The organism is Microbulbifer mixtoriginis (SeqCode) (assembly GCF_052467705.1).
The window spans coordinates 198,160-221,431 of record NZ_CP174322.1; the positions used below are offsets into that span (position 1 = coordinate 198,160).

Here is a 23,272-nt window from a genome sequence, read left to right on the forward strand (position 1 = left end):
ATGGAAAGGAAGGACGCACGTGTAACGAAGCCAGAAAGGCGCTAATGGTCCTGCACTATCAGGATCTGTTAGTAATTTCTGCGTAGCGCGCGGCGGCTTTATCAAATTCCTCACCGATAGAACTGGCCTCGTCGGCGCGCCGTTTAAGGCGCTCGCGCAGTACTGCCACTTCTTTTTGCAAATCGGCAATACGCTGCAGGAGCTCCGGAGCCACCTCGCGCCCACCGCGCTGGGTGCGCGCCGCCTGTGTTTCTTCCTGGGTAATTTGACGAGTGAGACTGGTGATATTCGAGTGCATGATCGCCATATCCTGCTCGACAATTGCCAGCTTGCGTTTGCGCGCACTTTCGATATCGGCGAGGCTGTTATAGCGTTTGAGCAGCTTGCGGTCCGCTTCTTCGCGTGCTTCCTGTCGGCGCTGCGCTTTGAACTCCTCGGGACTCAACTGCGGTGGAACCACTTCTATAACACGGCCAGAAAGGTTGAGAATTTCGTAGCCCTTAGCCACGTACTCCGGCGGCACCATTTCATTGAGTACCATGATGCCCTGCTCATCGGTATAGCGATAGAGTAACTGCTCACCGCTGGCGGCACTCGCCAGGGTACAAAACAACAGAATGGCAGGAACCAGGAAACATTTTATGGGGGCGATTGCCATCGCTCTTCTCACTAAATTGATGCGGCCCGCTATAACGATCGGGCCTCTCACTTAACCCGTTACGCCGTAACGCTGCCGGTAATCGACAATTTTTTGCAGGGTTTCACTATCCTGAGACTCCTGCTCGAGGAAACTGACTATATCATCCAGCTGTACAATGCTAATGACTGGGATATTAAACTGCTGTTCGACCTGCTGAATAGCGGAGAATTCACAATCTTCGCTGGCCTTTTCCTGGCGATTTAAACCGATGACTACACCGGCCGCTTCGGCACCGTGAGATTCGATGATTTGCATCACCTCACGCACCGCAGTACCGGCCGTAATCACATCATCAATGATCAAAACCTTGCCATTAAGCGGCGCACCCACTAAGGTTCCGCCTTCGCCGTGATCCTTGGCCTCTTTGCGGTTGTAGCAGAAAGGCTTATCGATACCTTTCTGAGCCAGTGCCACGGCAGTCACCGCACCCAGCGGGATACCCTTGTAAGCCGGTCCGAAAATGACATCAAACTCCACTCCCGAAGCGATAATCGCCTCGGCGTAAGCCTGTCCCAGTGCGGCTAGTGCCGCACCGGTGTGGAAGCGGCCAGCATTGAAAAAATAGGGGCTTTGACGGCCTGACTTCAGAGTGAAGTCACCAAAACACAACACCTGATGATCCAGGGCCAATTGGATAAAATTGCGCTGATATTGCTGCATGGAAAATTGTTAACTATTAGCTAAGGTGAAGGGAGACCTCCCCGTAGCATTTCTTCCGGGGATAGGCATGCAAATAATGTTTCTAATGATACACAGTCCGCTGGTAAGGGGCTAATAATGCGAATAGTAAGCTTGTCTGTAGACGGCGTTCATCAGGCCGCACAGCGCGGTCTCTACGATTGGTTAGCTGAGCAGGATGCAGACATTATCTGCCTTCAAGACCTGCGCTCTCTGGAGCCGGAGCTAGACCACCCCATATTCCACCCCGATGGCTATTACAGCTACTTCTTCGATTCGGGAACGCCCCATGAAAACGGCGTGGCGATCTATACACGCAACCAGCCCAAGGCCATTATTTTCGGTATGGGTTTCGCCAACGGCGAGGATATGTATGGGCGCTATTTACAGGCAGATTTTGAACGCCTGAGTGTGGGTTCGCTGCTAGCGCCAATAGCCACTGACGAAGCTTCACTGGAAAAAAAGGTCCAGTTTTTCGACGACATGCAAGCGCACCTGCACAAAATCAGCCGCAAGCGCCGCGATTTTATTTTCTGCGGTAACTGGGGCATGGCACACCGCCGTGCCGATGTGCAGAACTGGCAGGACCACCAGGATAACCCTGGTTTCATGCGTCACGAACAGCGCTGGTTGGACCAGCTGTTCAATGAAATTGGCTATGTCGATGCCTTTCGCCGCGTGGTCAAAGACACCGATGAATTTACCTGGTGGCCGAGTGGCACCGTAGGCGAAGGTGATGGCTGGCGTACCGACATGCAGATCGTTTCACACGGGTTGAAAAATCGCATTGAGTACGGTGCGATTAACAAGAATGTGAATTTCTCCAGCCACCTGCCACTAATGATGGATTACGACCTGGAAGTATAAACCGTTGAGGACTCGGCCCATTTCGGCTGAGAGTAGGGGAGCCGAGTCCTGTCGCGAACCGACCCGCTTTACAGCGGGAGCGGTCCTAACTCAGCAAAATACAAAGCCTCACTCATCCAAGGCTTTTTGCTGTATCTCGATCAGTTCATCGATTCCCGCTTTACCCAAGCCCAGCATCTGCGCGAACTCTTTCTCGGAAAAAGGCTTACCTTCAGCGGTACCCTGTACTTCGATCATACCTCCGTCTGCCGCCATCACCAGATTCATATCCGTATCCGCCGCGCTGTCCTCTGGATAGTCCAGATCCAAAACCGGCTCGCCGTCATAAATTCCGACAGAGACCGCCGCGACAAGGTTGAGCAACGGATCCTCAGCGAGAATTTTTTCCCGCTGCATATGGCGCAGCGCATCCACCAAGGCTACACAAGCGCCGGTAATAGCCGCCGTGCGTGTGCCGCCATCGGCCTGGATAACATCGCAATCCAGGGTGATCTGATTCTCTCCAAGCTTTTCCAGATCCACCGCTGCGCGCAGGGAGCGGCCAATCAGACGCTGGATCTCTACAGTGCGGCCGCTCTGTTTACCCTTGGCTGCCTCACGCGGCATGCGGGAACCTGTAGAGCGCGGCAGCATGCCATACTCCGCGGTGATCCAACCGCTGCCCTGACCGCGCAGGAAGCGCGGTACTTCACTCGACACTGAGGCATTACACAGAACTTTTGTGTCGCCAAACTCTACCAACACAGAGCCCTCGGCGTGGCGGGTGTAGTTTCGGGTAATTTTTATCTGGCGCATCTGCGCCGCCGCGCGGCCACTGGGACGCTGCATAGCTCACCTCGGTCAATGAATGAAAGCCCTGCATTATATACCCCCACATGGATATCCGAACGCTGTGCTATGATGCCGAGCCGATAAATACGCCTGCAGGGGATGAGCAATGGCCAATAACCGGGAACAGAACAAAGTGCGAAGCATGACAGCCTTCGGTCGCGCCGAAGCCGCTTATGCCACAGGAAACGCCATTTGGGAGCTGCGCTCGGTCAACCATCGCTATCTGGAGCCGCACTTCCGTCTGCCCGAGGTCGCCCGCCCTCTGGAAGCGCAGTTACGAGATATTTTGCGGAAAAGTTTATCCCGTGGAAAAGTGGAACTCACGCTTACAGTAAAACCCAACAGTGTGGAAACGAGTGGGCTTGAAATTAATCAGCCGCTGGCACAAGCATTGATTAACGCCGCCAAACAAGTGACCGGCGGTGAAGGCGCCCAACCACTCAACCCCCTGCAGATTCTCCAATGGCCCGGTGTTATTAGCGAACCGGAAGCCGATACTGAGCAGCAATCCGCCACTATTTTGCAGGCGTTTCGCGAAGCGCTAGAACAACTGCGCGCGAATCGTGAGCGTGAGGGTGCGGAGTTAGCCAAATTTATTGAAGCTCGCTTAAAAGGCATTGAAGAACAAGTCGCCCTAGTGCGGGAACTGCTACCACAGATTCTAGAGGCACAGCGGGAAAAACTGCGCAACCGCCTGGAAGAGCTCTCTATAGAATTGGATAAGGAGCGCTTGGAACAGGAAATTGTACTGCTCGCTCAAAAAGCCGACGTCGATGAAGAACTCGATCGCCTAAATGCCCACACTGTAGAAACCCGCCGGGTACTCGCTGGAGGCGGCGCTATAGGTCGGCGCTTGGATTTTCTTATGCAGGAATTTAACCGCGAGGCCAACACTCTATCCTCCAAGTCCGTGGTAACCGACACCACCCAGGCTGCAGTAGAGCTGAAGGTCTTGATCGAACAAATGCGTGAGCAAGTACAAAATATTGAGTAAGCATATTGTGGGGCTTTTTAAAACCAAAATAAGAGCCCCGTATTCACGTTCTGCTAAAAAACTATCTGCTGCTTTACCCAGCTAACATTAAAATACATTTTATATGCGAAATAATATTAAATGGGTTGGGGCTATATTCTTAGCTGTAACCATTATTGAAATTATTAATATATTATCCGGCCGCTCATTGAATTACTTCGGCCTAGTTCCTAGATCCATCGACCATCTGCCCCATATTTTTACCGCTCCATTGCTACACGGAAGCATCTGGCATTTTCTATCCAATATAGTAACCCTGTGCGTTTTCAGTTTTTTGCTGTTGCAATATGGAGTGAAAACCTACCTAAAAGTCACTCTGACGATTATTGTCACCACTGGCCTTGCCGTTTGGCTATTTGCTAGAGGCGGGAATCATCTGGGCGCAAGTTCAGTAATTTATGGCTATTTTGGATTCTTATTGCTGGCCGGCTTTATCAGCAAGCAGTTTGTTCGACTAATGATATCCATTTTTGTCGGATTGGTTTATGGCGGGCTTATTTTTGGTGTGCTGCCACAAGGAATGTATATTTCCTGGGAATCGCATCTATTCGGTTTTCTCTTTGGCATAATGGCTGCAAAAATATGGGCCCACACACCCAACCCTATTACAGACCGACAAGCTGTATCTAAAAATTCATAGTTTTTCTCTAGCAAATTCACAGCAGGCACACAGGGAGCCGGATGACCGCTCTCTGTGTGCACTCAAAAAAATAAAAACAAGTTTCCGGCCATAGTTCGTACAGACGGCTGAATGCTGTTTTGAAGTAATTGTGATGTCAGAAAAGTTACCAGTCAGTATTCAGCGCGAACTCTGAAAGAAGCTACCACTGGGGATTAATGCATGCGCTGTGACAAAAATACTTAAAATTACCTCGCACCAGAAAGGCATAAAATCATTTGCTGCCAAACAGTGATTTACTGTTTTTTTCTGCAAAACCGATAACCACCCCTCGCCAACTGAGCTCGTGAACTAAGACACACCTTCTCACTGACCAAGTTCTCATTACCTGACTTTTTTCTAAAAAATTATAAATTTGTCGTCATAAGCCACACAATTTCAGGTTCCTCAGCTGAGGACAATAATCTCAAAGTCGTTATATATCTGTGCCAATGTGAAACTTTGGTACTAATTTTGGTCTTTTTAACCGCCAAATGCCTATTCTGGCGGCTATTCGGGACTTTCTATTGGCAGATATATTTCTGTCAGTGAAAGATCTTTTCAGGAGTGACCGATAGACCAGCTGATTGGCTGGCTGTCGGATAACAATAATTTCGAAGAGCAAATAATAATGACTTCACCACTCAAGAACCTTCGGCAGAAGACGGCTCTAGCGAGCGTTTTTACACTGCTATGCACTGCGCCCTTCACTGCCCAGGCACAACAAGCGGACAACGCTCTGCTGACGGACCGCATCATCGTTAAATACAAGGAAAGTGCCAAGGTTGGCCGGGCTGCCAGCATGGCCAGGGAAACGGTGGAAAAGGCCTCCCGTCGCGCCGGCCACAAAATGCGTCACCTGCGCCGTATGGCCACTGGTGCTCAGGTAATGCGCCTGGAAGGTCGCAAAAACAGAACGGAAATGAACGCGATTATCAACCGTCTGAAACAGGATCCGGATGTGGAGTACGCTGAGCCGGATCTGATGATGCGCGCAATGGCTGTGCCCAATGACTCTAGCTATCTCAACCAGTGGCACTACTTTGAGTCCACCGGCGGTCTGAACCTGCCATCGGCCTGGGATGTCACTCAGGGTGAGGGAGCGGTTGTCGCGGTGCTCGACACCGGTTACCGCCCACACCCTGATCTGGTGGGCAATATTCTGCCGGGCTACGACATGATTTCTGACACTTTCGTGTCTGTAGACGGCGATGGCCGTGATAGCGATGCCACAGACCCAGGCGACTGGTATACGGACAAAGCCTGTGGCGATGATCCTCGCATCCCTTCGGAAAGCGACAGTAGCTGGCACGGCACCCATGTCGCCGGCACCATCGCAGGCGTCACCAATAACAATATGGGTATCGCCGGTGTCGCCTACAAAGCCAAGATCGTACCGATACGCGTGCTCGGCCGCTGTGGTGGCTATACCTCAGATATCGCCGATGGCATCATCTGGGGCGCCGGCGGCTCTGTCAGCGGCCTGCCATCCAACCCCAACCCCGCACAAGTACTCAACCTGAGTCTTGGTGGTGGTGGCAGCTGTGCCACGACAACTCAGAATGCTATCAACACCGCACGCAGCCTAGGCGCCACTATCGTAGTCGCTGCCGGTAATGAATCCGATAACGCCAGCCAATACACTCCCGCCAGCTGCGATGGCGTAATAACTACTGCCTCAACGAACCGCGATGGCGGCCGCTCTTACTTCTCCAACTACGGCAGCGTAGTGGATGTTGCAGCACCGGGGGGAGCGCAGAGTTTTGCTAACGACCCGAACGGCATTCTTTCCACCCACAATAGTGGCAGTACCGTCGCGGGCAGCGATAGCTACGTCTATATGCAAGGCACCAGTATGGCTGCCCCACATGTTGCCGGTGCTGCCGCACTACTGTATTCGGTAAACCCTGACCTGGGCCCGGACGACATCGAATCGATACTCACCACCACCGCACGCAGTTTCCCATCTTCATGCAGCGGCTGTGGTGCCGGTATTGTCGATGCTACAGCAGCAGTGGCCATGGCGAGCGGCGGTAGCGATGGAGACAACGGTGGCGATAACGGAAATGGCGGCGGTGTCAGCTGGACCGAATCCAACCTTTCCGGCAGCTCCGGCAGTTGGAACGACTTCACCATCGAAGTCGCTGCGGGTACCACAAGCTTGAATATAGAGATGTCTGGCGGCAGTGGCGAAGTCGACCTCTATGTCCGCCATGCCAACTACCCCACTCTACGTCGGTACGATTGCCGCCCCTACCTCTGGGGCAATGAAGAGAGCTGTACTATTAGCAACCCTGACTCGGGTACCTGGTATGTCAGTGTTTACGGTTACGACTCCTACAGCGGCGTCACCCTAAAGGCTGAAACCACTCCCTAATTGACGACATAGGCCGGCGCCAAAAGCTCCGGCCACGAAAGAGGTATTTTGGTGCGGATTAGCAATAAAGAACCAAAGTACCTCACCCAATTGGTGCGGGGGGAAGGGAAATAACGAGCTGTGCGTTACGCGGCTAAGTAAGAGGCCATGCCTCTGCCCCCCTGCACCAACCCCGAACTTTGCCAGCTGTATCGACAAAATTCCTTAATGCACTTTTTTCGGGCACATATTTTGCCTGTGTTCTAACGGTGCCACGCTTTTTTGCAGTTCTACCGAAAGCCAAGCACCCGGATTTCCCCTCTTGTCAGCTAAATATTGACCAGGGTGATAACCATCCATCACGGAGAGATAACAATAATGAAAACACCACTGAAAAATCTATTGCATAAGTCCGCACTGGCCGGCGTATTTTCACTGCTGTGTGCAAGCTCCTTTGCCGCCCAGGTCGAAGATACCAGCAACGCTCAAATCACCGACCGCATTATCGTCAAATACAAGCAGGGCGCTAAAATAGGGCAGGCGGCCAGGCTAGCTCCAGAAACCATAGATAAAGCCTCCCGCCGCGCCGGCCATAAAATGCGTCACCTGCGCCGTATGGCCACAGGTGCTCAGGTGATGCGCCTGGAGGGACGCAAAAACAAAGCAGAGCTCGAGGCTATTATCAGCCGCCTTAAACAGGACCCCGATGTCGAGTATGCAGAGCCCGACCTGATGATGAAGGCCATGGCCGTACCCAATGACCCCAGCTATTACGATCAGTGGCACTATTTTGAGTCCAACGGTGGCCTTAATCTGCCGGCAGCCTGGGATACCACTCAGGGCGAGGGTGTGGTCGTCGCAGTTATCGATACCGGCTTCCTGCCCCACGCAGATCTGGCCGCTAACCTGCTGCCCGGTTACGACATGATTTCCGATACCGATGTCTCTGTGGATGGCGACGGCCGCGACAGCGACGCCACCGACCCCGGCGACTGGTATACCAATACCTACTGTGGTGACCCCCGATACCCGGAAGCGGACAGCAGCTGGCACGGTACCCATGTCGCCGGCACCATAGCGGCAGTGACCAACAATAATATGGGCGTAGCCGGTGTGGCCCCCAAAGCGAAGATCGTACCCGTGCGAGTACTCGGCCGCTGTGGCGGTTACACTTCAGATATTGCCGACGGCATCATCTGGAGCGCCGGCGGTTCTGTCAGCGGTGTCCCAACCAACGCCAACCCCGCCCAGGTACTGAACTTGAGCCTGGGTGGTAGCGGCAGTTGCGCTACCACAACGCAGAATGCCATCAATACCGCACGCAGCCTAGGTGCCACCGTCGTGGTTGCCGCCGGCAACTCCGCTCGCAACGCTCGCCGTTACACGCCGGCAAGCTGCTCGGGGGTTATTACTGTTGCCGCCACAGATCGCTCCGGTGGTCGCGCCTACTACTCTAATTACGGTAATGTGGTCGACGTAGCCGCACCGGGTGGTGAGACCAATGTGGTGAGCAGTGATGGTGTGCTATCCACTCTCAACAGCGGCAACACTGTAGCCGGTACGGATTCCTATGCTTACTATCCCGGTACCAGCATGGCCACCCCCCATGTAGCCGGTGCCGCAGCTCTGATCTATTCGGTGAACCCCAATGTGACACCCGATCAGGTAGAGTCTATTCTCACCAGCACCGCGCGCAGTTTCCCATCCTCTTGCTCGCGCTGTGGCTCTGGCATTGTCGACGCTGCTGCGGCAGTGGCAGCGGCCAGTAACTGATATCCCCACCGCTTGTGGATCTTATAGAAAGGCCGGCAAATGCCGGCCTTATAGCTTTCCCGTGCCGGCCCACGCAATCTAACGAACAAACGCGGCAAATTGGGGGTCAACCGGCGTATCTGCAAGATGATTGATGTAATTGCTCATCACTTTCTGCGCAACCCCAACAATAATCTCCAGCAGGTTTTGGCGGTTATAGCCCACTGCGTAAAACCGCTCTGATACCTCATCTGAAATCACACCACGCTCACGCACAATCGCCAGGGTGGTGTCCCGCAGTACTTCAAGTTTTTCAGTAGGTAGGGGCGTCTTATTGCGAAGGGCCTCATTCACTTCGTCCGCTACTTTCATCGCCTTGGCAATAGCGCTGTGTGCCGGTACACAGTAGTGACAGTTATGCTCCACATTGATGCTCTGCCAGACCACAGTCATTTCTTCGGCATTGAATGAGGTGTCCAGGAAGTACTGATGTAAATCCTGGTAAGCCGCCAGGGCTTGGGGCGACTCTGCCATAACCCCGTGCAAGTTGGGGATAGAGCCAAAGGCCTTGATAGATTTCTGGAGGAGGGGTTTGCTGTCTTGCGGTGCACTTTCAAGATCGTAAATCTGGAACTCTTTCATCGCTGAACTCACCATTAATGTTTGGGTTAAATACTTGAGCGGTCGATCAAGTATTGTGAGACTAACCAATATTGAGCGATCGTTCAACAGCAAAGAGTAATTGGCGGATATCTCTTGAAAGGGTAAAATTTGAGCAATTGCTCAAGTGGAGGCAACATGGCGAATACCGCGAAATTTGACCGCCAGGAAGTATTGCAGCGGGCAACCTGGCTTTTCTGGCAAAAAGGGTTTCACGCCACATCGACTCGTGACCTGCAACAGGCCACCAATCTTCGTCCTGGTAGTATTTATGCTGCTTTTGGTAGTAAATCTGGACTTTTCAAAGAGGTTCTCAGCTATTACGCGCAAAATCGCGACCAATTACTCCTTCAATGCATAAATGACGAAGGCAGCAACCTTGGAGGCTTGCGTGCCTATTTCCATCACATATTGCTAGGTGACGATGTTGATGCCCCAAACGAGCTCTGCCTATTAGCTAAAGCCATCTCAGAGCTGGATGAAGGAGAAGAAGCACTATTGGCCGAGGCCCGCGCTTTACTGGCTGCACATGGGGCAAAGTTCCGTCAGTATCTGGAGAGTGCGGTGACTGCTGGAGAGCTTTCCAAACAGACAGACTCGGCGCTGCTCGCTCGCCAGTTGCAGGTTCAAATGATTGGGCTGCGAACTTATCTCCGCGCCACCTCGGACCGCGCTGCGGTTGGGCAAATGATCGAACAGTTGTTTGACCCAGCCTGCGTGCAGACCACAAGTTGAGAAAAAGGCGATTATAAGCGGCCTCTTATACAAACGCTGACGGATTTCGGAATCCAGCCTCTGCGGTTATTTGACCAGCGCAGCCCCTATGGCACATTCAGGAGAAACGGTATCGAGTAATAACAATAAGAGGTCACCGTGGATCTGATTACCTTCGCCATCCCTTTTTTCCTGATCGCCGTACTCACAGAACTCGCACTGGACCGCTGGAAAGGTTGGGGGCTTTACCGCCTCAACGATGCCCTGGGAAATTTGAGTACGGGTATCCTAAGCCGCATACTTGGGCTTACTTATAAAAGCCTATTTCTAGTCATTTATATCCCGCTATACCAGCTGCTGCTGCCTTACTACCAAGCAGTCGGCTTCGACTGGTCCATGAGTAATGGCTGGCACCTGGCGCTAGCTGTACTCGCCTACGATTTTTGTTATTACTGGAAGCACCGCATCTGCCATGAGGTCAACGTGTTCTGGGCGGAACACCTGGTGCATCACCAGAGCGAGGATTACAACCTCACCACTGCCTTGCGCCAGTCTAGCGGTGGGTTGCAGTTGGATTGGGTATTCTATTTACCCCTGCTGCTGATTGGCTTGCCAGCGGAAATGGTGATCGTGGCCGGAGCCATAGATCTGATTTACCAATTCTGGGTACACACGCAAAAAATTCCCAAAATCCGCTGGATGGAATGGCTGCTGATTACCCCCTCTAACCACCGAGTGCACCATGCGCAGAACAAGGTGTACGTAGATAAAAACTACGGCGGAATCCTGATCTTATGGGACCGCCTGTTTGGTACCTATCAAGAGGAGCTGGAGGGGGAGCCCTGTATTTACGGTGTGCGCAAACCCCTTAATACCTTCGACCCTCTGGCGGCAAACCTGCAACATCTGAAACGCATGGCGCAAGACGCCTGGTATACAAAAAACTGGTGGGACAAATTTACCCTTTGGTTCCGCCCCACCGGCTATCGTCCCGCAGATGCCGAAGCGGCAATGCCAGTCCCCTCCACCAACCTGAAATCTTTCCAGCGTTACAACCCACAGATTCGTCGGGCCCGACGCAACTACGCGCTGGGCCAGCACCTGTGCTATTCCGCCGCCACCCTGGCACTCCTGTGGTACTACCAGAGCCTGGAAATTCCCTCACTGCTGGGGGCAGTAGCACTGTTGGTTTTTGGCCTGGTAATCAATGGGCGAATTCTCGATAACCATCCACTGACCAAATATCTGGAACCCTTACGCCTGGCCCTCTACTGCGGGGTGCTGCCGCTGTTAAACACACAATTTGTCCCAATTTTCAGCGCTTATATTGCGATCAGTGCTCTGGTCTGGGGGTGGTTGGCAATCACTTGCAAAGAGGATACAGTCGCTGTCGTTTGCGATTAGCAACAAGGAGTGAACCTCGATTGCAGGATGTTGGTGGTGATCGAGTGATCTCCCGCTGGGCGATCCCGGCCGGGCTCAGAAGGCAGTTTATAGCGCCTCCTGAAACTCCCAACACTTACCCCCAATTCCGGCCGGGGTTTAGCCTTTTCCTCCTCCTTTTCCTGGGATTGCGCAACTGCCAGTCACCGCTCAGGTAACGGCTTCGGTTATAATGCGCGCTTTCACCCCGAACAGGATCAGTTGTGCAAACAGGAACCCTCTATACCGTATCCGCCCCCTCCGGCGCTGGGAAAACCAGTCTCGTCAAAGCACTGGTGGATAGCGACAGTCAGGTCACCGTTTCTATCTCCCATACCACCCGTTCCATGCGTCCGGGCGAGGTCAACGGTGTCGATTACCACTTCGTGTCGCGCGAGGAGTTTCTGGCAATGCTTGAGCAAGATGCCTTCTTCGAGCACGCTCAGGTATACGGTGATAATTACTACGGTACTTCCAAGGGCAGTATCGAGGAAATTCTCGCTGGTGGCCGCGATGTAATCCTGGAAATTGACTGGCAGGGTGCCGCTCAAGTGCGCCGTCTGCACCCAGAGACCGTTGGTATTTTTATTTTGCCACCCTCTCAGGAGGCCCTGCGCGAACGCCTCACAGGTCGAGGCCAGGACGACGAAAGTGTGATCGAGCGTCGTATGGATCAGGCCATTGATGAAATGACCCACTACGTGGAAGCCGACTATCTGGTGATTAACGACGATTTCGAGCTGGCCCTAATAGAGCTTGGCTCCATCTTCACCGCCCAACGCCAACGTCTGGAAAAGCAACAGAAACGCCACGGTGAACTGTTGCAGGCACTGTTGCGCCATTGAGCCGGTTGATCGAATTGCGTACACTCCCCGGTCCGGTAAAATAACCGGTCCCCCGAACAGAATTCGCCCACCCGGGCACAGTGAATGGAACCGAAAGTTTATGGCACGTATCACCGTTGAAGATTGTCTGGAGCACGTCGACAACCGCTTCGAACTCGTTATCGTGGGTAGTAAGCGCGCCCGCCAGATTGCCACCGGCGGACAGGATCCGATGGTTCCAGAAGAGAACGACAAACCCACGGTTATCGCCCTGCGTGAGATCGAAGAGGGCCTGGTTGATGCGAGCATTCTCGACCAGCCAGATCGTGAAGAGGCCCCGGCACCCATGGCGGCCCCGGCCTATCTGTCCGACCAGGAAATCTGATTTCGATCTGTTCTGACCTAGAGTTTATGAGTTTTACGAGAGGCGCGCGCGGCATTGCACACCATCGATAGTCTGGCCCACCGCCTCTCCTCGTACCTGCCTCCCGAGCAAATCCAAATAGTCCGTCGCGCCTATTTCTACGCCGAACAAGCCCACGACGGTCAGCAGCGACGTTCCGGTGAACCCTATGTGACCCATCCTTTGGCGGTGGCCACAATTCTTGCTGGCATGCATATGGATCACGAGAGCCTGGCTGCTGCCATGCTCCACGATGTGATCGAAGACACCGGAATCCCCAAAGCCGCACTGGAGGAGCAGTTTGGTGGCGAGGTTGCCGATATTGTCGACGGTGTATCCAAACTGACCCAGTTTGAGACAGACAGCGCCGCGGAAAAACAGGCGGAAAACTTCCAGAAAATGGCTCTGGCCATGGCGCGCGATATCCGCGTAATTTTGGTCAAGCTGGCCGACCGCTTGCACAATATGCGCACCCTCGGCGCACTCAAGCCACAAAAACGCCAGCGCATCGCTCGCGAAACCCTGGAAATCTACGCACCCATTGCCCACCGCCTGGGTATGAACGATGTGCGTATCGAGTTTGAGGACCGATCCTTCTTTGCGATCCACCCGCTGCGCGCCAGCCGACTGCGTGCCGCTCTGGTAGCCGCGCGCGGCAATCGCAAGGAACTGCTGGAGCAGATCCAGAACGCCATTGAGCTGCGCCTGCAGCGTGAAGGAATCAGCTCACTGGTGATTGGTCGCGAGAAACACCTATTCAGCATCTACCAAAAGATGCGCGCCAAGAAGAAATCCTTTAAAGAGATCATGGATGTCTACGCTTTCCGCATCATCGTGGACAGCGTGGACACCTGCTACCGGGTGTTGGGCGTAATGCACAGCCTCTATAAACCCGTCATCTCCGAATTCAAGGATTATGTTGCCATCCCCAAATCCAATGGATATCAGTCACTACACACAGTGCTGCTGGGAATGCACGGGGTGCCTATCGAGGTGCAGATTCGCACCAAGGAAATGGACGAAATGGCCAATAGCGGTATCGCCGCCCATTGGCTGTACAAGGCTTCCGGCGATGAGGTGATCAACACTGGTGGTACTAGCCAAGTACGTGCTCGCCGCTGGGTGCAGGGCCTGCTGGAGATGCAGCAGCGTGCCGGCGACTCCCTGGAGTTTATTGAGAACGTTAAAATCGACCTCTTCCCCGACGAGGTCTATGTATTCACCCCCAAAGGGCAGATTGTCGACCTGCCCGCCGGTGCCACCGCCGTGGATTTCGCCTACTCAGTGCATACAGATATCGGCAACTCCTGTGTGGCCGTGCGGATCAACCAGCGCTTGGCGCCCCTGTCACAGCCGCTGGCCAGCGGGCAAAAGGTGGAAATTCTCACCCGTAAAAATGCTCAGCCAAACCCAAACTGGCTCAACTTTGTTGTAACCGCCAAAGCCCGTAGCGCCATTCGACACTTCCTCAAACACCAGCGCCACCACGACTCCATTACTCTGGGGCGGCGCCTGCTCGAAAAGGCCCTGGGTAAATTTAATACCCGCCTGGAAGAACTGACACCGGAGCAACTGGAAAAAGGTCTGCAGGAAGCCAAGTGTGCGACTCTGGAGAAATTGCTGGAGGAGATAGGCCTCGGCAACAAAGTTGCCTTCTCTGCGGCCAAGCTGTTGGCTCCCGCGCACAGTGAAGAGGCGGAAACGAGCAATATCTCCTCGCCACTGACCATTGATGCCCAGGAGGGCATGATGATCAGTTTCGCCCGGTGCTGCCGCCCCATTCCGGGGGATACCATCATCGGCCATATCAGCTCCGGCAAAGGTGTAGTGGTACATCGGGATACCTGCCGCAATACCAACGAATTCCGCGAACACCCGGAAAACCTGATGCTGGTGAACTGGTCCCCAGACGTACGCGGAGAGTTCCTCGGGGATGTGCGGGTGGAAGTGGAGTCCGAGCGCGGCATTATCGCGCGCCTGGCCACCCGTATTACCGAAGAGGGAGCCAGTATCGAGCAGATCAATGTGGATGAAAAAGACGCCCATAACAGCGTTATTTCCCTCACACTAGAGGTCAGTGGCCGTATTCATCTGGCGAGAGTCATGAAAAGGCTGCGCAACCTGCCGTCGGTGATCCGTATCTCGCGCCCGTAAGATACTTGGATAGCGTACTGGCGAGCTAATTATCGACTCACTGAGAGCGAGCTTTTACTCCGCTTTTTGGCCTATGGCTCGCTGCCATTCCCTACAAAAGCGCGCTATATTTATCGGCTTTCCGCAACAAATAGCAATAAGTAATGGAGTGCCCAATGCCCAACCGCGCAATTATTAAAACAGACAAGGCTCCGGCAGCAGCCGGTACCTACTCCCAGGCGGTAAAGGTCAACGATACGGTATACCTGTCCGGGCAAATAGGACTGGATCCCGAGACTCAGCAGATGGTTTCCGGTGGTTTTGTCGATGAGGCCCACCAGGTTTTCCGCAACCTTGCAGCCGTTTGTGAGGCCTCGGATGGATCGCTCCAGCATATTGTGAAGCTCAATCTCTACATCACCGACAGCAACAACTTTGCCGCAGTGAATGAGGTGATGGCGGAGTTTTTTCAGGAGCCCTACCCAGCGCGTGCCACGGTGGTCGTTAAGGAGCTGCCGCTTGGTGCCCAGTTTGAAGCCGAGGGGGTGATGGTGCCTTAACCCAGCAGAGCACCAACCTGCAGTGCAGGACTTCCGTCCGGCACTGCATTTCTAGATTTCTCTCTCGTAGATTTGCCGCTGTCAGCCTTCCGCTTCCAATAGCGCACTGTAGCCCACTTTGTAATCGGGATACTTGAGCTGGTAACCACTAGCGAGCAAGCGCTGATTACTGAGTTTTTTCGAGCGGCGTTCGCTGGTCTGCACAATCTCACGCAAATGAGCGCTGGTATAGCCCATAGCCTTCACCAGCCACTGCTGTAGTTCATACATGGGGACCGGCTTACTATCGGCGCCGATATACAGTGGCTCTGGTATCCAACCCTGCTTGTGCCTTTCAACCAGGTGCAACAAAAAGCCAATGCAATCGTCCACATGAATACGGTTACTGAACTGGGGGGGCTGGGGCGGGGCACAGCGACCGGCGCGTACCTGAGAGAGCAAGCGGTCACGCCCCGGACCGTAAATTCCGGCAAATCGTACAATACAGACCCCGGGAATCGCCGAGCGTATGATCTCCTCCGCCGCGAGCAGCGCCTCTCCCTGAAAACCACTAGGTGCAGGAGGCGTCTGCTCATCGAGAAAATCATCACCGCTCTGGCCATACACGCGGGTTGAAGACGCCCATATCACCAAGCGCGGCGGTTTTGGCAGGCGTGAAATGGCCTCGCCCAAAGCCCGCGCGGTTTCCACGTAAGCGCGCTGATAACCGCCGGGGGTATGTTCATCCGGAGTAAATGTGGCGAGGACGATATCGGCACCATCCGTCAGCAAGCGCTCGATATCCCCCACCTTGGTGGCATCCCCCCGACGCCAATTAACCGCATCCGCTCTGCGCTTACTCGCCAGAGCCACCAGAGGGTTGCGCCGCATGCCGTAAACACTGTACTGCTTGCGATCTATATTTAGAGCGAGGCGCGCCCCCAGATCACCACACCCAAGGATCCAAAGCTTCTCTTTCTGTGTCATATAGTTCCCGACAATCTTGCGCCTGGAACAGCGTCGACTGCCATATTCCCTTGATATTGTGCTGTTGCGTCCCGCGGAACTCCTCAGATGAGAAGTCCCTAGTCTTATTCATTAACTATTAAACGGTGCGCCAAAAAAAATCCGCAAACGATTGCGGTTTTGCCATCCATGAATAACGATGCGAGGCACTTTCACGCCTCACCATTCCATCTGCCGCTCTGGTATTGAACTAATTACCGCGCCCTTTGAGTAGGCGGTAGACAGCGAGAAAGATAATCGCACCAATGGTGGCTGTTATTATGTCGCCAAATCCGAAACCGGTCACGGGGCCACCGAATCCAATCAGGGCACCAAGCCAACCACCGATGAAGGCACCGATAATGCCAATCACCATTGTGACTATCCAACCACCTGGGTCTTTACCTGGCATGATCCATTTGGCTAAGGCGCCGGCAATCAGTCCGAGAATAATCCAGGATAAAACTCCCATGGCGTTTCTCCATTCTGTTAGCCCTCATAAGATATAGCAAAATTTTGCGCCTCAATTCCATAAAGGCGTCCACAATTGGTAATTTTTCCCAACTTTGTGCCTGAGGTGACAGCTTAGCGCTGGGGAGTGGTCAGCAGCTATTATTTATGAATAATAGCTATCAAATACTATCGCTTAATTGTCTTTACCATGACTCTCAATGAACTGCGCTACATCGTCACTCTCGCTCAGGAACAGCATTTCGGCCGCGCCGCCGAGCGCTGCTTCGTCAGCCAACCGACCCTGTCTATCGCAGTAAAAAAGCTGGAGAAAGAGCTGGGCGTCGCCCTTTTCGAGCGTTCCAAAACCCGGGTACAGGCCACGCCATTGGGGGAACGTATCGTCGCCCAGGCCCAACTGGTACTGGAACAGTCTGCCGCTATTAAAGACATCGCCAGCGCCGGTAAGGACCAACTGGCGAGCCCCCTCTCGGTCGGGGCGATTTTTACTATCGGCCCCTATTTGTTTCCACACTTTATTCCGCAGCTACAGCACCTGGCCCCAGATATGCCTCTCTACGTAGAAGAGGGCTACACCGCCACACTGCGCCAACGCCTGCGCAAGGGCGAGCTGGATGCGATCATTATCGCGCTGCCATTCACCGAGCCCGACGTGGTCACCCAACCACTTTATGACGAACCTTTCGTGGTATTGATGCCTGCTGGGCACCCCCTTGCCCAGCAGGAATTCATAGATCCCGAGCAGCTCACCAAAGATAATGTGCTGTTGCTGGGGGAGGGCCACTGCTTCCGCGACCAAGTGCTGGAGGCCTGCCCACACTTGCAGGTCACGATGGAGAAGGAGAGCGGTGGTGGAGGCATTCGCACAGCCGCCGATGGCAGTTCGCTGGAAACCCTGAGACACATGGTGGCCTCGGGTCTCGGTATCACCGTATTGCCATTCTCCGCTGCCACTGCTTCGCAATATGCCAGCGGGCTGCTGGAAACACGCCCCTTCAAGGCGCCGGGGCCCCGGCGCACCGTCGCATTGGCTTGGCGTGCCAGCTTTCCACGCCACCGAGCTATCGATATATTGCGTGAGGCCATCAGCCAGTGTCATCTGATCGAGCCATAAACAACCTTGCAGATCAGCCGGTTACCAACCTCAAAGGGGTAGGAGACAAGTTTGCCCAGGTCCTGGCCAAACTGCATATCCACTCTCTGCAAGACCTGCTGTTCCACTTGCCGTTGCGCTATCAGGACCGCACCCGGGTAGTACCGGTGGCCGGGCTCACTGCTGGGATGGATGCAGTTATTGAGGGCGAGGTAACTGCCGCCGATGTAGTTTTCGGCCGCCGACGCAGTCTGGTAGTCAAGCTTCAGGATATGAGCGGCAGTATCACTCTGCGTTTTTTCCACTTTTCTGCTGCGCAGAAAAACCGCTTTGCCCGCGGCGTACGCCTGCGTTGCTTCGGCGAGGCGCGGCGTGGCGCCGCCGGCCTGGAGCTCTACCATCCCGAGACTGAAGTTGTCGGCAGCGAAAACGCTACTACCGAGGAAACCCTGACACCGGTTTACCCCCTGACCGAGGGCGTCAGCCAGGGGCGTATGCGCGGTCTGATGCAGCAAGCCGTGGAGCTCCTGCGCAGTGGAGCCGTGACCGAACTGCTCCCTGCAGATTTACTTCCAAAGCCATTGCGTTACCCACTGAGTGACGCCCTGGTTTATTTGCACTCTCCACCTGCCGGCACCCAGTTGGAAAAACTCGCCGCCGGCACACACCCCGCACAACAACGCCTGGCCCTGGAAGAGCTGCTCGCGCACCATTTGAGCCTGCTGGAATTGCGGCGCAACAGCGCAAGGGTTGCGGCACCGCCACTGCCCAAAAACAAATCTCTGGAGAGAGATTTCCTCTCGCGCCTGCCATTTTCGCTCACCGGTGCACAGCAAAGAGTCTGTGAGGAGATCGCCGAAGACCTCGCCCAAGACCTCCCCATGATGCGCCTGCTACAGGGAGATGTCGGCGCCGGTAAAACCCTGGTAGCAGCCATGGCTGCCCTCAAAGGCATCGGCGCTGGTGCTCAGGTGGTGGTGATGGCGCCGACAGAGATTCTCGCCGAGCAGCATAGAATCAATTTCTATAACTGGCTTGAGCCTCTCGGCGTACAGGTAGCGCAACTTACCGGCAGCTTAAAAGCCGCCGAGCGCCGCGAGCAGTTGGGCAAAATTGCCAGTGGCGAGGCGCAGCTTGTGGTTGGCACCCACGCACTCTTCCAGGAGGGTGTGGAATTCCATAACCTGGTGTTGGTGATTATCGACGAGCAACACCGTTTCGGGGTGCGCCAGCGTTTGGAGCTGCGTGAGAAGGGCGCCGCCAGCGGTGCCACCGGCAGGTTGCAACCGCACCAGTTGATTATGACCGCCACCCCGATCCCCCGTACCCTGGCTATGTCTGCATTTGCCGACCTGGACTGCTCCATCATTGATGAGCTGCCTCCCGGTCGCCAGCCTATTAACACCGTGGCGATCTCTAACGACCGCCGCGACCAGGTGATGGAAAGAGTGCACAGTGCCATCGCCGAAGGGCGCCAGGCCTATTGGGTCTGCACCCTGATTGAGGAATCCGAGAGCCTGCAGGCTCAGGCCGCAGAGTCCACCGCCGAGGAATTAGTGGAGATGCTCGACGGTGCGCGTGTGGCCCTGGTACACGGGCGCCTTAAGCCGGAGCAGAAAGAGCAGGTAATGAGCGCCTTCAAAGCTGGTGAGGTAGACCTGCTGGTGGCAACCACGGTGATCGAGGTGGGGGTAGATGTGCCCAACGCTAGTCTGATGATTATCGAAAACCCAGAGCGCCTGGGCCTCGCCCAACTGCACCAGCTGCGCGGTCGGGTTGGGCGCGGCTCCATAGCCAGTCACTGTGTGCTTCTCTACGGTACACCGCTGTCACAAAATGGACGGGCGCGCCTACAGGCGCTGCGTCAGCATAGCGACGGCTTCGCCATCGCTGAGGAAGACCTGCGTCTGCGCGGACCAGGGGAAATTCTCGGCACCCGCCAGACTGGAGAGATCCAACACCGTATTGCAGATCTGCAGCGGGATGCGGAACTGCTGCCACAAGTGCAAAAAATAGCCATATCCCCACATTTGACGGAAGGGATGCGACAGCAGCTAATTAAGCGCTGGTTACAAAACAAGCCCCGTTTCGCCGAGGCTTGAGGAGAACGCCCTAGTGGGCGCCTACTGTACTGTTGTCGTTGATGCTGACACTCTTGTAATTGGCGTCATAGTAAGTCTCCTCATCTAAGGCGCCTTCACTCTTCGCCACCACACTGCTCACTACCGCATCTCCAGTGATATTCACTGCGGTGCGCACCATATCCAGCAGGCGGTCTACGCCGATCACAATGGCAATCCCCTCCAGCGGCAGTCCCACCTGCTGCAGCACCATACCGAGCATAATCAGGCCCACTCCGGGCACTCCTGCGGTACCGATGGAGGCCAAAGTAGCGGTAAGAATTACTGTTAGAAATCCGGTCAAGCCGATCTCAATACCAAAGAACTGAGCGATAAAGACCGTAGCCACACCCTGCATAATCGCGGTGCCATCCATATTGATGGTTGCACCCAGGGGGACGGTGAAAGCAGCCACCTTATTGTCCACACCTAAGCGCTTCTCAACTGTCGCCAGGGTTACCGGTATGGTTGCTGCAGAGGAAGCTGTACTAAAAGCAAAAATCATCGTCGGACGCATCTTTTTCAGCAGCTCGAGGGGCTTTAGACCACTCAACAGCTTCAGTAGAATCGAATAGACGCCCAGTGCATGAATAATCAAGGCTGCCAGTACCACCAGGAAGTATTTACCCAGTTGCAGTAAGCCTTCTAAGCCCAAACCAGCAAAAGTTTTCGCCAACAGGGCAAAAACTCCGTAGGGAGCAAACACCATCAACACCCCCACCATGCGCAGTACAACGCTATTGAGATCGTTGAAGAAAGCTGCAATGCGCTTCCCTGGCTCGCCGCAGCGGGAGATCGCATAGCCCATTAATAGGGCAAACACGATAATTTGCAGCATATTGCCCTCGGCCATGGCTGCGACTGGGTTGGTGGGAAAAATATTTACCAGCACTTCAGAAAGTGGGGGGGATTCTTTTGGTTGGAAAGAAGACGTTGCCGCAGCAGCAGCCTCGCTCACACCTACCCCAGGCTGGAAGATCAGTGCCATGCACAGGGCCAGGGTAATAGCGATAGCCGTTGTCAGCATATAGAGCAGCACAGTTTTACCCGCCAACGGACCGATCCGGCTTCCTTCAGACAGGGCACAGGCACCACTGATCAGAGAAACCAACACCAACGGCACCACCATCAGCTTCAGAGAGGCGATAAAAATTCGCCCGATAATGTCGAACAGGCCACCCGTCAGGTAGAGGTTGATTGCGTTGGTAACACCCTCACCGAGCAACTGGCTCATATTCAGGATATTGATCAGGATTCCCAGCCCAATACCCGCGATCATCCCCAGCAGAATTTTGGTCGTAAGCCCCATAACAAGCTTCTCTTTATAAATTCATTGTTTTCATTAAAGGGAGCACTATATCCATTGCCGCCCTGGTGAGCAAAAATCCAACGGGGTGGCGCCAGCCGCCAGTGGGCAGGGTACAATGCCCTTTTTACCGACTGCGGAGTTATCGTTGCACCAGTCTCCATTTGTACCTGCGGGCGATTGGCGGGGGCGGCCGTTTGAATCGGCACAGTCCCAACCACCAGAAAACCTGATGCCGTGGCTGGCATACACCGGTTCGCTCACCGCTGCACTGAAGCAACTAAGTGGAGGGGATTTCAGTGTGCGGGTACTTGGTCAGAGCTGGCAGCTACCCCGCGCGGAGGAATGCCGCGCGCTCAATTTAAATCGCCACAGCCGCGCCCTGGTGCGGGAGGTACTACTGATAGGGTGTGGCCAACCCTGGGTTTACGCGCGCAGTGTACTTCCCCTGCGCAGTTTGCAGGGTAAGTCCCGCAACTTACGCAGTCTCGACGACCGCCCTCTGGGGGAGCTGCTGTTCAGCGAACCAGGGATTCGCCGAGGCGAAATAGAGTTCAACCAATTGCGGCGCAACCCCGACTTGCAGGCTCAAGGACTCTGCGACGGCGGCGACAGTGCCTGGGGGCGCCGCTCAATTTTTTGGCTGCGGGGCAAACCCCTTTTGGTCGCAGAGGCCTTTCTATCGCAGTTCTGCCCCGATGGCCCACCTGCAGTCCCCGCAAACCAATAACCAAATACAGGGAGATTAGCCACCGTGATTAGCCAACAAATCGCCGCGCGCTGGCCCGCCGTAATGCCCTATTGGCAATTGGCGCGCATGGATAGGCCCATTGGCTCCCTATTACTTTTGTGGCCCACTTGGGTCGCACTATGGCTTGCGGCGGGGGGCTGGCCAGGGCTGCACCTATTTGCAGTGTTCACTTTGGGCGTCATCCTGATGCGTGCGGCCGGCTGCGCGGTAAATGACTTCGCCGACCGCGAGATTGACGGCCATGTTAAGCGCACCGCCACGCGCCCCCTGGCCACCGGTAACGTTACTCCCAAGGCGGCTCTTGGCCTATTCGCCGGGCTCAGCTTCGCGGCTTTTCTGCTGGTGCTCACCACCAATCAGCTAACGATTTTATTGTCATTGCCAGCACTGGCATTGGCCTTCTGCTACCCCTTTGCCAAGCGGCACACTCACCTGCCACAAGTGGTGTTGGGCGCGGCATTCAGTATGGGGATCCCCATGGCCTTCGCCGCAGTGACCGGCGAAGTCCCCCCCCAGGCCTGGCTTCTCTATGTCGCCAACCTCTTGTGGACCCTGTGTTATGACACTTTTTACGCCATGGTAGATCGGGATGACGACCTAAAAATTGGAGTTAAATCCACGGCAATTCTGTTCGGGGAAATGGACAGAGCCATGACTGCCACCCTGCAGCTTTTGGTGCTAATGGCACTGGTGTTGATCGGCCAGCGCTTCGGCCTCGGCGCCATTTACTACTTGGCAGTTACGGCTATAGCGGCGCTCTTCGCCTACCAGCAATGGCTGATCCGCAACCGGGAGAGAGAGGCCTGCTTTAAGGCATTTATCCACAACAACTGGGTAGGGTTAGTGTTTTTTGCCGGAATATTCCTACATTACCTCTTCAATTGATCCAGGTCTGGGAGTTCAGGCATAACCGTCATATATTTGTCATATAAATCCCGTTTAATCCTCGGCCATAA

Annotated in this window: 22 protein-coding genes; 15 read left to right on the top strand and 7 right to left on the bottom strand. The window is 54.5% G+C overall.

Going from position 1 to position 23,272, the window contains the following annotated elements:
* Positions 1-58 precede the first annotated feature (58 nt).
* A complete protein-coding gene (locus ACJJIB_RS00970) occupies positions 59-658 on the bottom strand; it encodes a hypothetical protein (protein ID WP_444887580.1) in 600 nt (199 codons plus the stop codon).
* Positions 659-709: 51 nt separating this feature from the next.
* The gene (gene pyrE / locus ACJJIB_RS00975; protein WP_252083883.1) at positions 710-1,360 is read right to left on the bottom strand and encodes an orotate phosphoribosyltransferase; all 651 of its coding nucleotides are present in this window, start codon (positions 1,358-1,360) and stop codon (positions 710-712) included.
* A 117-nt stretch (positions 1,361-1,477) separates the two neighbouring features.
* Here pyrE and ACJJIB_RS00980 point away from each other — a divergent pair, with 117 nt between their 5' ends.
* Positions 1,478-2,245, top strand: coding sequence for an exodeoxyribonuclease III (locus ACJJIB_RS00980; protein ID WP_252083884.1), 768 nt, complete (start codon positions 1,478-1,480; stop codon positions 2,243-2,245).
* Between the two features lie 108 nt (positions 2,246-2,353).
* Here ACJJIB_RS00980 and rph read toward each other — a convergent pair whose 3' ends face one another.
* Positions 2,354-3,073 (bottom strand): ribonuclease PH, encoded by a 720-nt coding sequence (gene rph, locus ACJJIB_RS00985; protein WP_252083885.1) that lies wholly within the window; start codon positions 3,071-3,073, stop codon positions 2,354-2,356.
* A 109-nt stretch (positions 3,074-3,182) separates the two neighbouring features.
* On the opposite strand from rph, the gene ACJJIB_RS00990 reads away from it, so the two are divergent.
* The 4 genes from ACJJIB_RS00990 (at position 3,183) to ACJJIB_RS01005 (ending at position 8,896) form a co-directional block, all read left to right on the top strand.
* Positions 3,183-4,070, top strand: coding sequence for a YicC/YloC family endoribonuclease (locus ACJJIB_RS00990; protein ID WP_444883201.1), 888 nt, complete (start codon positions 3,183-3,185; stop codon positions 4,068-4,070).
* Between the two features lie 103 nt (positions 4,071-4,173).
* Positions 4,174-4,749: a rhomboid family intramembrane serine protease gene (locus ACJJIB_RS00995; protein ID WP_444883202.1), complete on the top strand. Its 576-nt coding sequence runs from the start codon at positions 4,174-4,176 to the stop codon at positions 4,747-4,749.
* A gap of 649 nt (positions 4,750-5,398) precedes the next feature.
* The gene (locus tag ACJJIB_RS01000) at positions 5,399-7,144 is read left to right on the top strand and encodes a S8 family peptidase (RefSeq protein WP_444887581.1); all 1,746 of its coding nucleotides are present in this window, start codon (positions 5,399-5,401) and stop codon (positions 7,142-7,144) included.
* Positions 7,145-7,501: 357 nt separating this feature from the next.
* Positions 7,502-8,896 (top strand): S8 family peptidase, encoded by a 1,395-nt coding sequence (locus ACJJIB_RS01005; RefSeq protein ID WP_444887582.1) that lies wholly within the window; start codon positions 7,502-7,504, stop codon positions 8,894-8,896.
* A gap of 78 nt (positions 8,897-8,974) precedes the next feature.
* On the opposite strand, the gene ACJJIB_RS01010 is transcribed toward ACJJIB_RS01005, so the two are convergent.
* Entirely contained in the window at positions 8,975-9,517 is a 543-nt protein-coding gene (locus ACJJIB_RS01010; RefSeq protein ID WP_444887583.1) for a carboxymuconolactone decarboxylase family protein, read from the bottom strand.
* Between the two features lie 156 nt (positions 9,518-9,673).
* Between ACJJIB_RS01010 and ACJJIB_RS01015 the strand changes: the two genes are divergently transcribed.
* The 6 genes from ACJJIB_RS01015 to ACJJIB_RS01040 all read left to right on the top strand — a co-directional run bounded on the left by ACJJIB_RS01015 (position 9,674) and on the right by ACJJIB_RS01040 (position 15,591).
* Positions 9,674-10,270, top strand: coding sequence for a TetR/AcrR family transcriptional regulator (locus tag ACJJIB_RS01015; protein WP_444887584.1), 597 nt, complete (start codon positions 9,674-9,676; stop codon positions 10,268-10,270).
* A gap of 138 nt (positions 10,271-10,408) precedes the next feature.
* Positions 10,409-11,653: a sterol desaturase family protein gene (locus tag ACJJIB_RS01020; RefSeq protein ID WP_444887585.1), complete on the top strand. Its 1,245-nt coding sequence runs from the start codon at positions 10,409-10,411 to the stop codon at positions 11,651-11,653.
* Positions 11,654-11,895: 242 nt separating this feature from the next.
* The gene (gene gmk, locus ACJJIB_RS01025) at positions 11,896-12,516 is read left to right on the top strand and encodes a guanylate kinase (protein ID WP_444887586.1); all 621 of its coding nucleotides are present in this window, start codon (positions 11,896-11,898) and stop codon (positions 12,514-12,516) included.
* A gap of 100 nt (positions 12,517-12,616) precedes the next feature.
* Positions 12,617-12,880: a DNA-directed RNA polymerase subunit omega gene (rpoZ, locus tag ACJJIB_RS01030; protein ID WP_252086044.1), complete on the top strand. Its 264-nt coding sequence runs from the start codon at positions 12,617-12,619 to the stop codon at positions 12,878-12,880.
* 54 nt (positions 12,881-12,934) lie between these two features.
* A complete protein-coding gene (gene spoT / locus ACJJIB_RS01035; RefSeq protein WP_444887587.1) occupies positions 12,935-15,052 on the top strand; it encodes a bifunctional GTP diphosphokinase/guanosine-3',5'-bis pyrophosphate 3'-pyrophosphohydrolase in 2,118 nt (705 codons plus the stop codon).
* A 155-nt stretch (positions 15,053-15,207) separates the two neighbouring features.
* Positions 15,208-15,591 carry a Rid family detoxifying hydrolase gene (locus ACJJIB_RS01040; protein WP_444883209.1) on the top strand — a complete coding sequence of 128 codons (384 nt, stop codon included), beginning with the start codon at positions 15,208-15,210 and terminating at the stop codon, positions 15,589-15,591.
* A gap of 81 nt (positions 15,592-15,672) precedes the next feature.
* On the opposite strand, the gene ACJJIB_RS01045 is transcribed toward ACJJIB_RS01040, so the two are convergent.
* Together ACJJIB_RS01045 and ACJJIB_RS01050 are read right to left on the bottom strand one after the other, a co-directional pair.
* Positions 15,673-16,557 (bottom strand): NAD-dependent epimerase/dehydratase family protein, encoded by an 885-nt coding sequence (locus tag ACJJIB_RS01045; protein ID WP_444887588.1) that lies wholly within the window; start codon positions 16,555-16,557, stop codon positions 15,673-15,675.
* 229 nt (positions 16,558-16,786) lie between these two features.
* Positions 16,787-17,047, bottom strand: coding sequence for a GlsB/YeaQ/YmgE family stress response membrane protein (locus ACJJIB_RS01050; RefSeq protein WP_252083897.1), 261 nt, complete (start codon positions 17,045-17,047; stop codon positions 16,787-16,789).
* A 189-nt stretch (positions 17,048-17,236) separates the two neighbouring features.
* Here ACJJIB_RS01050 and ACJJIB_RS01055 point away from each other — a divergent pair, with 189 nt between their 5' ends.
* Both ACJJIB_RS01055 and recG read left to right on the top strand, forming a co-directional pair.
* Entirely contained in the window at positions 17,237-18,160 is a 924-nt protein-coding gene (locus tag ACJJIB_RS01055; protein ID WP_252083898.1) for a hydrogen peroxide-inducible genes activator, read from the top strand.
* Positions 18,139-20,241 (top strand): ATP-dependent DNA helicase RecG, encoded by a 2,103-nt coding sequence (gene recG / locus ACJJIB_RS01060; RefSeq protein WP_444887589.1) that lies wholly within the window; start codon positions 18,139-18,141, stop codon positions 20,239-20,241. The genes ACJJIB_RS01055 and recG overlap by 22 nt, the downstream gene beginning before the upstream one ends.
* A 10-nt stretch (positions 20,242-20,251) precedes the next feature.
* On the opposite strand, the gene ACJJIB_RS01065 is transcribed toward recG, so the two are convergent.
* Entirely contained in the window at positions 20,252-21,568 is a 1,317-nt protein-coding gene (locus tag ACJJIB_RS01065) for a dicarboxylate/amino acid:cation symporter (RefSeq protein WP_444883212.1), read from the bottom strand.
* 115 nt (positions 21,569-21,683) lie between these two features.
* Between ACJJIB_RS01065 and ACJJIB_RS01070 the strand changes: the two genes are divergently transcribed.
* Both ACJJIB_RS01070 and ubiA read left to right on the top strand, forming a co-directional pair.
* Positions 21,684-22,295: a chorismate--pyruvate lyase family protein gene (locus ACJJIB_RS01070; protein WP_444883213.1), complete on the top strand. Its 612-nt coding sequence runs from the start codon at positions 21,684-21,686 to the stop codon at positions 22,293-22,295.
* Between the two features lie 63 nt (positions 22,296-22,358).
* Positions 22,359-23,201 carry a 4-hydroxybenzoate octaprenyltransferase gene (gene ubiA, locus ACJJIB_RS01075; protein ID WP_444888888.1) on the top strand — a complete coding sequence of 281 codons (843 nt, stop codon included), beginning with the start codon at positions 22,359-22,361 and terminating at the stop codon, positions 23,199-23,201.
* The last annotated feature ends 71 nt before the right edge of the window (positions 23,202-23,272 follow it).